Genomic DNA, 633 nt, shown 5'->3' with positions numbered 1-633 from the left:
ATGAAGCGTGCTGTACAGAACGCAATGCGTCTGGGCGCTAAAGGTATCAAAGTTGAAGTTAGCGGCCGTCTGGGCGGCGCGGAAATCGCACGTACCGAATGGTACCGTGAAGGTCGCGTACCGCTGCACACTCTGCGTGCTGACATCGACTACAACACCTCTGAAGCGCACACCACTTACGGTGTAATCGGCGTTAAGGTATGGATCTTCAAAGGTGAGATCCTGGGTGGTATGGCTGCTGTTGAACAACCGGAACCGGCTGCTCAACCTAAAAAGCAGCAGCGTAAAGGCCGTAAATAAGGAGCGTCGCTGATGTTACAACCAAAGCGTACAAAATTCCGTAAAGTGCACAAAGGCCGCAACCGTGGTCTGGCGCAGGGTACGGATGTTAGCTTCGGCACTTTCGGTCTGAAAGCTGTTGGCCGTGGTCGTCTGACTGCACGTCAGATCGAAGCAGCACGTCGTGCTATGACCCGTGCAGTTAAGCGTCAAGGTAAGATCTGGATCCGTGTATTCCCGGACAAACCGATCACCGAGAAGCCGCTGGAAGTTCGTATGGGTAAAGGTAAAGGTAACGTGGAGTACTGGGTTGCCTTGATTCAGCCGGGTAAAGTCCTTTATGAAATGGACGGC

Annotated in this window: 2 protein-coding genes; both read left to right on the top strand. The window is 53.1% G+C overall.

The window, feature by feature from the left end; genetic code table 11:
- Positions 1-300 (top strand): 30S ribosomal protein S3 (gene rpsC / locus FQK12_RS24055; protein ID WP_064760012.1); only part of this gene is annotated, 300 nt, incomplete at its 5' end.
- Positions 301-312: 12 nt separating this feature from the next.
- Positions 313-633, top strand: a 321-nt coding sequence (gene rplP / locus FQK12_RS24050; RefSeq protein ID WP_146295789.1) for a 50S ribosomal protein L16, incomplete at its 3' end; no start/stop codon positions are given.

Origin of the sequence: Klebsiella sp. ME-303, from assembly GCF_007910085.1 — a bacterium.
GTDB lineage: Bacteria > Pseudomonadota > Gammaproteobacteria > Enterobacterales > Enterobacteriaceae > Klebsiella > Klebsiella michiganensis.
The sequence above is the reverse complement of the archived record's forward strand: the minus strand, read 5'-3'. Positions and strand labels throughout refer to the sequence as shown.